The following is an 11,965-nucleotide window of genomic DNA, read 5'->3' as shown; positions in this document are numbered from 1 at the left end:
CTGCCGACTATAAAGGCGACCCTCTACTTACGGTAACTTCAAGCCCTCCGGGCATTACTACTTTCAGGTCGGTAAGTTACGGGTCTCTCTCCCGGCTCAGCCTGCGGTTTCTCAGCCTGTACCCTATACTTTAATTACACCCTAGCGCCAATGTATTGTCAACTCGGCGACTCAAGTCGCTACGGTCTTTCATCCCCGGTTTAAAAACACGGGGCTTTCAGCCTTAGGAGTTCCGTAAAAATTCATGATGATAGTGGCACACCAGAAGAACGGGTGGCTGCTCAGACAAAGGTATATCAAGATATCCTGCAAGTTTGTCTAGAGGCTCCCAATTGTACAGCGTTCCTAACTTGGGAATTTGCAGATCATCATTCTTGGATTCCCGATTTCTTTGGTAAACCAGATTCCCCTCTACCTTTCGATAACTCCTATCGTCCTAAAGCTGCTTATCACGCGATGGTGGAAGTTTTGAAAATTGAGGCTTAAAAAGTAAAAAATAAAAGTAAAAATAGCTTAAATTGTACTTGTTATTTCATAAAAATATTCTATAATTTTGGAGGTAATTAACATGGTATATTTACCTGATAACCTCGAATTAACTATTAATTTAAGTGACGAACAATTTTTCCAGCTTTGTCAAGATAACAGGGATTTAAGATTTGAGCGCACCTCTGAAGGAGATTTAATAATCATGTTACCTACCGGAGGAAATACAGGTAGACGAAATATTAAACTATCGACTCAACTAGAATTGTGGAGCAGTCAAATGAAACTTGGTGTTGCTTTTGACTCTAATACAGGATTTCAACTGCCTAATGGAGCAAATCGTTCTCCTGATGTGTCTTGGGTTAAACGAGAGCGTTGGGAAGGGTTAACATCAGAAGAACAGGATAAATTTGTTCCTTTATGTCCTGATTTTGTGCTCGAATTGCGTTCTCCCAGTGATTCCCTGAAAATGGTGCAAGCTAAAGTCCGAGAATATATGGAAAATGGGACTAGATTAGGATGGTTAATCGATCCCCAAAATAAGGTTGTGGAAATCTATCGTCCCAATCAAGAGGTAGAAATTATCCAATCTCCGAAAACCTTATCAGGAGAAGATGTTTTGCCTGGATTTACTTTAAATTTATCAGAAATTATATGATATATTCTGCTATCCATAGCAGTTACCAACTCAATAGATAACTGCTATAGTTGAATAGGCTAATCATGAGATAGTATCTCTACATCTGTCCAGAAAATTCCTGAAGCATCACTCTCGTTTTCGTATATATCCTGTACGCTCGACCCCAAATAACCACCTACTATCAAGCTATTCAATAACCACAGTAGTAGCGGAAGTGAGCAAATACTAATCAAAAAGATTAGGGATTTTCGGATAGTGTTTATCACTGTGCTAACTCCGGTATAGGAAAAATAATTCCGCTTAACATTAGCCAAGCTATAGCCAAAGTCAGGACAATGTTAAAACTCTGCCCTACCAAATAAAGAATCATGGGTTTACCACCCTGAAGTTGTGTTCCTAAATCCCGAAAGTTCGAGTCTAGACCAATGGACAAAAATGCGATACAAAATAGCCAGCCACGATAGATCTTGGTTTGACTAAGAATGTTTTTAACTGTATCCATCCCCATCAAGGGAATACAAACAAAGGATACTAACAGAGAAGCAGCTATAAAACCTAAGATAAACTTGGGCAAACGTACCCATAATTCCCTCAGTTGTGGTTTAGGAGCATTTGGCTCGCGCTCTATAAAAAACACCCAAAATAAAGCGATCGCAAAAGCTATCACTCCGATCAGCATATTTTGAATCATCTTAACTAAAGCAGCTGCTTGACCAGCAATTTCCCCTACTGTTTCACCAGCAGCGACAACTGCGCCAGTAGAATCAATGGTTCCCCCCAGCCATGCACCACTGACTAATTCATTCATACCTACAGCCTTGACAAACAAGGGCATGATCACCATCATGGCAACAGTAAAAATGAGAGTCATCCCTACAGCTAAAGTCAACTCGTTTTTCTTAGCCTTACAGGCTGCTGCTGCTGCAATAGCGGCTGATACACCACACACTGATGTGGATGTGGCGACTACCATCACCAGTGATTTCTGCTGCATTTTCAGAACCCGAGTACCAAACAGATACATAAATATGATCACAATAGGCGTAACCAGCCAAGCGGACGCTAAACCATAGGGTCCGAATTCGACAATTCGGTTAAAGAGAATTTCTGCACCGAGAATCACTAAGCCAGTCTTGATGTAATATTCAGTACGCACCGCTGGCATCATCCACCTTGGTGTACCAATCGTATTACTGATGATTAGTCCAATCAACAATGCCCAGAAAGCATAGCCGAGGTTAATTGCTTTAGCGGTCTGTGAATTCCCAAGTATATAGGATAAAACTGACAAGAGAAAGATAACCAAAAAGCCTGGTATCATGTTTCTGCCTTCTTTGCCCTTCATTACCAGGTTGCCAAGGGTAAACAGAGCACATAAACCAATGGCGAGCAATGCCAGTTTAGGAAACAATTCCCAGGGGAGTGCCGATAAGAAATCTATCCCTTTCCATTTAGGCATCTTTGGCACAACGGTTATGATGCCACTAAACACCGTCCCCAATAACAGCAGACCAATCCATACAGACCACCAGTCTTCTAATTTGTAGAAGTTAGACCATTTTGTTTGACTCATTAGTAGATTTTATTTTACCCTGGAAGCCACCACCGAAATAATATCAATACATAATACCAATTCATAAAAGTAGCACGCTAAGATGCAGATGGGGAGATGGACATCTCCCCGCGCCGGGGTCTGTTTTTGTAACTATTTCCTATTCCCTGGGCACAGCGCTATAGTTTATTAACGGTGACGATTGCTCCTAGTGGTACTTTCAAAGGCTCTAGACTCGAAATCCCCTAAAAGCGAAGCAGAGCTAGGAAAATACATCGGCGCTACCAAAATGACTGAAACCCAAGGTTCATGTAGGGTGGGCAGTGCACCACAGATCATGAACCTTGCAAAGGGCGTTGGTAGGCACTGCCCAGCCTACGATTAATGACAATGGTGCAAGATCTCGGAAATACGTCGGCGCTACCAAAATGACTGAAACCCACGTGGAGCAGCGACTGCATCAAGAGAAGGAGATACTGCTGATGGACTATTACCTAGCTCTGGATCTACTTTTGAGGCTATTTAGGAGGGTTTATCTTAAAATCCCACTACAAACTGCTGGTCGAACCTGAACATAAATTCAACTCTCAACCCATTAATTCCTTCCCAGGAAATATTCCGAAACACAGGAGCAGCCTCTGCTTTATAAACGTAACATGCGATCGCAATACAAAGAGCAACACTGGTGACTGCAGTATTAACAATTTTGGCCAGTTTTTTTTTCATTTTTAGATTATCTCGACTACATTTGGTTACTACTGACTGTTCAAACAAGAATTAACTTTAATGGCTGATTAGATTGGTAGTTGATCAATTATCTAGCAACGAGAGGTTAGAACTAACAGCGCTAATATAATTCAGGAGCTCCCTCAAACCCCTCAATGAATGTTGATAACTATAGCTTCCTATGCCGTTCCAGGTTTCTGTAAAAACAATCTTGACGTTGATTAGAACGATCTTATCAGGTGTTCCGGACAACGTGCATCAAGTTATTATCAATATAATTAATGGTTTTGTTAAGAGAGCTTTAAGGAAATATGAAACTAGTTTAGGACTTAGGCAAAACTATTCAAAAAAAACTATAGCTAGTAGAACACTACAAGTCGATTTGCTGTCTAATTGTAAGCATTCAGCATTCAGCTATCAGCATTCAGCTATCAGCATTCAGCATTCAGCATTCAGCATTCAGCTATCAGCATTCAGCTATCAGCATTCAGCTATCAGCATTCAGCATTCAGCTATCAGCCATAGGCCAACGGCTGACGGCTGACGGCACCTCAAGTAGCGTGGCCAAAGGCCAACGGCTGACGGCTGAATGCTTACGTCTAATTCCTGTAGTTAAGACTAGGGCGTGTTTTCAAAGTTTTCCGCAAGATATTAGATCCCCCCCAGCCCCCCTTATTAAGGGGGGAGCCATACTCAAAGTCCCCCTTTTTTAAGGGGGACCAACGGGGGATCTCGGAGTTTGAAGACACGCCCTAGTCTCGTTAGACTATGAAAACTAAAAATTATGAATTGTGAAGACTGATAATACCTGATTTTGACATAACAAACTATCCTCCGATTGAGGAGCTTTGAGTCAGGAGTAATATTAATTTATTTTACAGTAATTTTTAATATAAATTAGTCCTTGACTACTCACAAAACTCTTGATATAATTCCTCAGTATTAGTTTTCCAACTATCTAAGTCCCCAAACACCGAAATCACTCGTACCACATCTAGGAAAAGATCGCGATCAGCAAAGTAACTCGCATGCTGATCTCGAAACTGCTCAGCTGGCAATTCAGCTTGGATAATCTGATACGCTTCACCACCCATAACTTGAAAGGGAATAGTTTCGGTATCTGTAATTAGTTGTCCATTATTATCCGTTGTGTTGTACTCTACCCAGTAATAATATTCTTTACCTCGTTGAAGTGGCTGACCTTTACCATCAGCATTGTACATAACACTAGTCTGATTATCGTTTACCTGATAAGACCATAACGCTTGTCCATTGCGAGAGGAACGAACTTGAATGATATTAACACTTCCTTCCCAAGCAAATAGAGGTTGGTCACTCCAGGTGCGATAGGCAGCAATATTAGGGGAAATTGAACAAAACTCTCCATGGGTACCTGCTTCATCCTTCTTCCTACGAAAAATATCTCGGATCTTAGCCCATACAGATTGTGTTTCCTGTTTGGTTTGACTCACTGCTTTCGGTACTTGATTCCCTTGACTGGTAAACGAAGCTGCAATTGATACTGATGAGGTCGGACAACTAATACTCATCGTTCCAGTAATTAGCAGTAGATAAAAGACTCTAATTAATCGATACATAGGATTTAAATGTTAAAGGCTTGCCGGAAATTAAATTAATAATTACCAATTAATAATTAACTAAATAATATAAAACCAGAGTATAATTGATGGTAAAGCTATAGGCATTAAAAGAGAAGCTGAGATATAAGCCTGTAGTCCGATTATTCCATAGACCGCTGTAGCACCAAATAATATCAATATTGATTGCTGTCGTTCTTGAGGCTTTTGCTGGAGCAGTAGCAGCATTGTTCCTTTTCCTGACAATGCTGCTAATAGAATCATCCAGCTGTCGGGAATTAATTTTATTGTATGCTGCGATAAAAAATGGTGAACCATGTAAGCATGGGCTTCACCTCCGGTAAATACCTTGGGACAAGTATCTGGTGGCTTTCTGGTTCGATTCAGTGGATTACACCAATATTCAATAGCTAGAGGTAGAGAAAAATTATCCTCGGCTTCATCATATCCCCCAGAGGCAATGATAACCACTTGCTGCTCAATGTTAGAAAAGTCACTTTTGAGGAATTCCCAAGCAGGCTTGTGCTCATAAGCCTGTTCTGGAGGAATAGAAAAGTCAATAATATAGCGCATCCCTAACGGTAGATTCTTTGGTTTAACAGATGCGTTCGCGTAGCGTGGCCTACGGCCAATCGCTAAAGGTAGATTCTTTGGTTTAACGGATGCGTTCGCGTAGCGTGGCCTACGGCCAATCGCATTATCCTGGCTACTGACTTGCTGAAGATACTGACTAACTTGCTGCTGAAAGTTGGTGGTACTTTCAAAATTAGGATTTAATCCTATCCCGTGGTTTGGCTGTTGGTGCAACTGGTGTGATAGAGCCAGTAGATAGGCAAAAGGACATGACTTGTTGCAGGTGGCATCCTGCGGGAGTTCCATATCCCAACGGAAAAAAGTAATATCCCCTTGTAGACTCCATTTAGGGCTAGCAATTTTCGGAAACACCTTGCGATTTTTATCCTGATTGACCCCAAAGACAAACCAGGTATCCTGTTGACTAACAGCGGATTGAATCGCACTAGCCAGTTTTTCCTCTCTCGGTTCTTGGGTATGGAGCAGATAATCAATTCCAATTACCTTAGCGCCTGAGTTCGAGAGTTGTCTGACTAATTTGCCAAGGTATTCCCGTTCCATCGGCTGGGTTTTAAAGCCTTTAATCTCCAGTTGCGCCTGATTGATTGAGTCTTGATCAATAGCAATTAACAGTACAGAGCGTGGCTTCGCGGAGGATAACCCCTCCCGAGGAAACTGGTTTGTGCTATCGCGATAGACAGCTTGAAGAAACGTTCGCCCATCTAGCAACATGTCTTGTACAGGAACCATAGCGCTAACTAAAAGCACACTAGCTAATGCGATCGCTTCTTTTGGTTTAGGTAGCCACTGCTGAAGTAGTTTCTGGTAACCCCAAGGCTCAATCCGAAATGGCTTAGCACCATAGGGACTAAAAAACGAAGGAATCAGGTAAGCTGATGGATAGACAAATTTTTCACTTACCTGTAAATTGCGACAAGCTGCCAGCATTGCTTCCTGGACATCCTGATCCTGAGCTAAGCTGCTGCAAAATTCTTTGAGAAATACATGAGCAACATTATCATGAACTTCCTCCCGCATGATCACCACTTGCAATCCTAAATCAGCCAACCGATTCGCTATTTTTAGACCATTACAGGAGTTAAAGACGCACAACTGAAGTCCCTGATTTTTAGCAGTAGTTAGGTATTCCTTTATTTCACTGATAGATACCAACTGCTCTGGCGCGATCGCTAATTTTCCATCAGTAACTTTTGTTTCATCACTATGACCCATAAAAAATAGAGCATCCCACCCCCTTTCATCGGTTATTTCTGCCGCCAGTGCTGCTTTAAGATTCACCCCATCTTCTTGGTGTTGCCAGTCAAAGAACTCTACTTGAGCAACTCCTTTGAGCAACTTAAGAGCCTGCTTATCTTTCTCCAAATTCAGATCTGTATTATCCCCCAAAATCGCTAAAATCCGAGGTTTCCCATGGCGCATATTATCTAGCGCTATTGTTTCTCCCTGAGTAGTCATCGGAATCCTGGTAATCCGAATTCTCCCACTGGGGATATCCTCTGGAAGCAACTGCCATGCTTCCCAAGGAAGCCGTGCCAATTCCACAGAATCGCAGGCTATAAAAATAGCTACTTCTCGATAGGCTTCTGCTGTCTTCTTTGACTGTGATTCCTTTCTAGCAATAGTGAAAATTTGATGTTGAATTGTTTCTCGAATAGTCTGTAATTGACCTAACCACCGTTGAAAGACATCCAGAAATATCTCTTTTGCTTCTTCTAATTCATGTCCCAAGTCATCGACTAATGGTGTGATGGCACCACTGGATAATTCTCTTGCTCGCAATTTCGGGTAAAACTGGAGGTAAAGGTATCGCCACTCCTCATAACAGTCTATTACTTTAGCTGGATAGTCCAACTTTGCGGATACTTCCTGTCCGTGATTACCCCGTAAATAAAACAGACAGGATGAATCAGCTTGCCAAACATTTAGTCTAAAACTACTTTGATGATTAGTTGTCAATCGCTTCGCTCCAATTCAAAATTATCAATTAAAAATTAAAAAAAATACTACAAATGAAGTCGGGGGCTTGAAACATCGCTTCGCTCCAATTTAAAAATGGTAATTTGTTACTTTTTTATTCCCCCTACTCCCTACTCCCTACTCCCTACTCCCTACTCCCTCTTAAAATATCATAAACATTTATCAGGATCAAAAGCGAAGGGAAGTAGGGTTAATGAGGCTCCATTACTTAGAGAAATGGTAGCTACAAATTTTTGGTTCCACCTACCTGCTACTGCAACATGGAGATAACGTTCATTTACCAATATCGCTTCAGAGACAACACCAGTGAATTCGCTGATTCGTAACTTCATACCAGGGGGAAGTGTATTACCAAGACAGTCTTCGATTAGCAATAGCAATGCCCATTCTCGAGTATCTTCTGGTGCTTTCTGGTAAATGAACCAGGTAACAGCACATAGTTTGAACAGAATGCCATTTAAATTAACAGTTTGGTAAGAGCCACGAGCATGAGACGGAACAATTAATCCTTTTTGTCTTCTCAACTCTTTAGCGATCGCTCGATATCTGTCTGGTTCATCCGATACTGGACTAATCCGACGCATTGATGGCTTAGAAAAGGTATAGTCAGGAAGCAGTTGCCAAGATAAACAGCTTGCTAACTCATCCATTTCTCCTCGCAGCCATTCTGCTGTATTAATGGCTGTTTCAGCAAAGAATGGTAGGATTTCCTGAACAGAACGCTTAGTATCAGCAACTGGAATTGTGATCTCTTGGGAATCTAACCAACGCAAGTAGTGCAGTAAATGATTTGGTTGCTGATCAAATAAAGACAGAGGTAAGTTATAGTTACGGTTACCTTGTGGTAAGTTAGCTGTTTCGCGATAGTTAACCAACTCGTCGTGACGTAAAATACCTCTAATAATACCCTGTTCTTGGGTTTCTTTCACCTCAATTATGATATAAAAATGAGCGGCAAGTTCTGGTAATTCAACAGCAGCTATTGGTATATTAACCCCTGGATATATGAGGGTTTCCGTGACAATTATACACAGATTAAAATTACCAACTTTAAAATTACATACCGTTTCAATCAGATTAGCATACTCTGGTTGAAACACCGAACATTTATCCTTATTAATTGGCAGCTTAACCCGTTCTTCTAACCATCTTTCAAAACCAAATAAGGCTAAACTATTTAGATAATTTGGCCAATTTTTGGCCTCACTATTAACTTTTTCACTAATCTTTATCGCTTGCTCAAAGTCTTCAGGTTCTAGCCAAAATACTTCTCGGTTTGCAAGGGCTATATCCCTGGAATCTGTCCTATCCTTATTCATTAGTTTCATCCTTATTTTTTTTGATTGTGTTCATCTAGATATCGGCACAATCGCTGAGCATATAAACTAGCCATTGAACGGGTTTTAGAAGTACTCAGTTCTGCTACCGCTTCTTGAAAAACTTGTGTGTTCAAGAAAGCCTCTACTTCCTGCATCAGGTTACTCAAATAATCGAGCTTTGTGGCATTTTCTTCCAGAGCTAATCCCTTAGTAGTTGTTGAGATAAGCTGGAAAAAATTTTCTACACTCAGATAATGAACGCGATTCAGCAGTTTCCCTGGTGCCAAGACTCGGCTGGCTTGGGAATGATTGGTCATCTTCACAAGGGTTGCTATCTCTTTAAGAGACTTACCCTCACAGTAAAGGAATCGGAAACCTGGGATAACCTTTGAAGCAAAACAAGCGTAACGGCGACTTTGCTCTAAAGAGGCAATGTGCTCAGCCAAGGCTTGCGCTATCGCGTGATCTAAAACCTCAATCAGTCCCTGTTCAAGAAAATCCTGCAATTCAGATTGTCCTAAATGATCTATGGTATTAATAGAGTTTAGATCAGGTAATTCTTTGGGGACATACTCGCCAGTTTCTGGATCCCGTGCTTCTAGAGGTTCCCAGATCGGACTTCCTCTGCGGCTCCAAATCTCCTCTTCTTGCAGACCCTTGGCTATCCTGGTTAGTTCTTTGTGAAGCTCTTTGGTGGAATTGATGATAACACCACGTTCTGGCAACAGGTGGAGCATGTCTTGGAGTTGGTCATCCCTAGGCTCAAGGCATTGGTTAACTCTAGGGTTAACTCTATGGTTAACTCTATTGCGCCGTTGCTGTTGTCTGTCTTGAGAATAGACAGTATGGAAGGTTTCTACTAGTTTGCGATCGCGTGGATAGAGCTGTTCAAGGTGTCTGAGTTTAACTCGTCCCAACAGTGACCAGTTACTGGACAAGGGCAATCCCTGTTCAGCTAAGCAACGTTTGATATCAGGATGTTGTTTGGTTTTCAGATATGCCCAATTGTCCAAACTGAAGCGAGCTGGTGAGTTCAGACGATAGCTTGCCAAGACATCAATCGTAAAAAACTGACCAAGTCCAGGTTCAATCTCACCTTGCTTATTAACAACCAGTTGAGCTTTGCCATCACTATCGAGAATAATCGGAGTTTTGCCATCATCATTGAGTACATAGGATAGCAGCTCACGGTAAGTTAACCGATAGTCAAGGCAAAACTGACTCGCTAGTTTTTTACAAGCCTTTAGGATAGGCATTGAAACATAGCACCGAAGACACAGTCCAGCTAACGCCCGGTATTTAGTATCACATGTAGTATCAACAGTAGATAGCTCAGCACGAAACCAGGATAGCAGTAAATCCTGGATACCTCGCTCCCACTGAGCTAATAACCTTTCCTTTTGATCCAATCCCAGGAGTGTTTGTTGAAAAAACTCCTGTGCTTCCTGTTGATGGCAGACTTTGTAGCCTTTTTCGTTATTGGTTGGGTCAAATACCCGAATTGTCGAGTATCTAGATGCATCCATAACCGATTGAGACAGCACTCTACTAGTATATAGATGTCAGGCTATTTAACCTGTGCAGTTTTCTCTAGCAACAGCAACAGGCAAGGCGTTGGTCAATGGTGGAACGATTGAGGGTAATCGGTAATCATTAATCAGTAATCAGTAATCAGTAATCAGTAATCAGTAATCAGTAATCAGTAATCAGTAATCAGTAATGTTAATTTGAGATTCCCTCACCGTCAATCATCAAACTCCAACCTACCCTACAACGGACGCCTGGACAAAAACCACCTCCAAGCCTTCAACCTTCAACCTTGGCCAATAGGCCACGCCATCGCGTTCAACCCTCCAACCTTCAACCTTGGCCAATAGGCCACGGGTTCGCTGAAAGCGGGACGAAGTCCATCGCGTTCAACCTTCAACCTCCCAACCTCCCAACCTTCAACCTCCCAACCTTCAACCTCCCAACCTTCAACCTCCCAACCTTCAACCTCCCAACCTTCAACCTCCCAACCTTCAACCTCCCAACCTCCAACCTCCCAACCTTGGCCAATAGGCCACGCGTGCGCGTTCAACCTCCCAACCTTCCAAAGCCTATTACTTGTGAAAATCAATTCATTTAAGCGACGAAAATTTATATTTCAAAGTTTAGTAGCTCTGGGAATAACGCTGTTATCAACTGCTTGCCAAAAAGCGTACAATTCTCAAGAGATCACCTACTCTGATGGAGATAAATCTTTGCAGCTGAACTATATTAACATTCCCCCTACCAACAATCAACCACCAGCTGGATTAATTGTCTGCTTACATGGCTTTGGAGCCAACTCCCAAGATTTGGTATCTTTGGCTAAGGCGCTAAACTTACCAGACTATCAGTTTCTATTTGCTGAAGCTCCCTTTGACCATCCTGCTGTACCTGAGGGTAAAATGTGGTATGATTTGAATGGCCCGGAGTATCAAGGCTTAACCGAAAGCAGACAGCAGCTAATTGATTGGCTCAAATCCCTGGCCAAAAGGCCACGCTACGCGAACGAAGTGAGCACTGGCGTGCCCCTATCCCGCACCATTCTGAGTGGATTTTCCCAAGGCGGAGCCATGACATTAGATGTAGGGTTGACCTTGCCAATAGCAGGCTTAGTATCCATGAGTGGCTATTTACATAGCCGAACCCAACCTCCTACAGGCTCATCGTTACCAGCAATTTTGATAGTTCATGGTAGACAAGACGAGGTTGTACCGTTAATGGCTGCTCACAATGCTAGATATACTCTAACTGGTTTAGGGATACAGGTCAAGTATCAAGAATTTGACATGGGACATCAAATCATCCCAGAGGTAGTAGTGCTCTTTCGTAATTTTGTTCTTGAAGTAATGGGTAATCGGTAATCTGAATGACTTTTCGTTAATTTAGTTTAGTTAATTTAATTTTTTCGATAGTTTACACCATTCGCCTTTCCGAAATCCTGATAGCAATTTTAAATTCAGTAGAATACAAAAGTTCGTCAGATTAAGCCTCGATCGATCTTCCCCATCTTGCCATCCCTCCCTTTCTACACAACTAGGTGTAG

The 11,965-nt window shown here is 41.9% G+C and carries 10 protein-coding genes; 3 read left to right on the top strand and 7 right to left on the bottom strand.

The annotated features are described in order from the left end of the window. Positions 1-240 precede the first annotated feature (240 nt). Positions 241-486, top strand: a complete 246-nt coding sequence (locus tag F6K64_RS34580) for an endo-1,4-beta-xylanase (RefSeq protein WP_081431851.1) — start codon at positions 241-243, stop codon at positions 484-486. Positions 487-568: 82 nt separating this feature from the next. Beyond that, positions 569-1,144 (top strand): Uma2 family endonuclease, encoded by a 576-nt coding sequence (locus F6K64_RS34575; protein WP_287267787.1) that lies wholly within the window; start codon positions 569-571, stop codon positions 1,142-1,144. A 244-nt stretch (positions 1,145-1,388) separates the two neighbouring features. On the opposite strand, the gene F6K64_RS34570 is transcribed toward F6K64_RS34575, so the two are convergent. The 7 genes from F6K64_RS34570 to F6K64_RS34540 form a co-directional block, all read right to left on the bottom strand. Then, entirely contained in the window at positions 1,389-2,699 is a 1,311-nt protein-coding gene (locus F6K64_RS34570) for a YeiH family protein (protein WP_008189037.1), read from the bottom strand. A 516-nt stretch (positions 2,700-3,215) separates the two neighbouring features. Then, positions 3,216-3,404, bottom strand: a complete 189-nt coding sequence (locus F6K64_RS34565; protein WP_131826974.1) for a hypothetical protein — start codon at positions 3,402-3,404, stop codon at positions 3,216-3,218. A 908-nt stretch (positions 3,405-4,312) separates the two neighbouring features. Then, positions 4,313-5,002 carry a hypothetical protein gene (locus F6K64_RS34560; RefSeq protein ID WP_287267786.1) on the bottom strand — a complete coding sequence of 230 codons (690 nt, stop codon included), beginning with the start codon at positions 5,000-5,002 and terminating at the stop codon, positions 4,313-4,315. 60 nt (positions 5,003-5,062) lie between these two features. After that, entirely contained in the window at positions 5,063-7,552 is a 2,490-nt protein-coding gene (locus F6K64_RS34555; protein ID WP_287267784.1) for a CHASE2 domain-containing protein, read from the bottom strand. Positions 7,553-7,722: 170 nt separating this feature from the next. After that, complete coding sequence (locus F6K64_RS34550; protein WP_008189024.1) at positions 7,723-8,901, bottom strand: DUF1822 family protein; 1,179 nt, start codon at positions 8,899-8,901, stop codon at positions 7,723-7,725. Between the two features lie 2 nt (positions 8,902-8,903). Continuing rightward, the gene (locus F6K64_RS34545; protein ID WP_287267783.1) at positions 8,904-10,418 is read right to left on the bottom strand and encodes a hypothetical protein; all 1,515 of its coding nucleotides are present in this window, start codon (positions 10,416-10,418) and stop codon (positions 8,904-8,906) included. Positions 10,419-10,705: 287 nt separating this feature from the next. Further along, positions 10,706-10,972, bottom strand: a complete 267-nt coding sequence (locus F6K64_RS34540) for a hypothetical protein (protein ID WP_287251131.1) — start codon at positions 10,970-10,972, stop codon at positions 10,706-10,708. 163 nt (positions 10,973-11,135) lie between these two features. Between F6K64_RS34540 and F6K64_RS34535 the strand changes: the two genes are divergently transcribed. Next, on the top strand, positions 11,136-11,783 hold the full coding sequence (locus F6K64_RS34535) for an alpha/beta hydrolase (RefSeq protein ID WP_287251142.1): 648 nt from the start codon (positions 11,136-11,138) through the stop codon (positions 11,781-11,783). Positions 11,784-11,965: the final 182 nt, after the last annotated feature.

This window comes from Moorena sp. SIO3A2 (assembly GCF_010672265.1).
GTDB classification, from domain to species: domain Bacteria; phylum Cyanobacteriota; class Cyanobacteriia; order Cyanobacteriales; family Coleofasciculaceae; genus Moorena; species Moorena producens.
Note: the sequence above shows the minus strand (reverse complement) of the source record. Positions and strands in the feature narration are given on the sequence as shown.